The following is a 222-nucleotide window of genomic DNA, read 5'->3' as shown; positions in this document are numbered from 1 at the left end:
GCGTGACCTCGCCCGTGCCGGCCGCGGCCTGGGCCACGTTGCGCACGATCTCCTGGGTCGCGGCGCCCTGCTCCTCCACCGCCGCCGCGATCGAGGTCGCCGCGCCCGAGATCTCGCGGATGCGCCCCGAGATGCCGCTGATCGCCTGGACGGCCTGCTCCGTCGAGCCCTGGATCCGGCCGATCTGCTGGGTGATCTCCTCGGTGGCGCGCGCGGTCTGGT

General features: G+C 74.8%; 1 pseudogene. It reads right to left on the bottom strand.

What is annotated here, in order from left to right:
* Positions 1-222 (bottom strand): annotated as a pseudogene (locus tag AX737_RS01985) (methyl-accepting chemotaxis protein); the annotation flags it as partial.

The organism is Methylobacterium sp. CCH5-D2, assembly GCF_001556475.1.
Taxonomy (GTDB): Bacteria; Pseudomonadota; Alphaproteobacteria; order Rhizobiales; family Beijerinckiaceae; genus Methylobacterium; species Methylobacterium hispanicum.
This window is presented reverse-complemented; position numbering and strand designations above follow the sequence as displayed.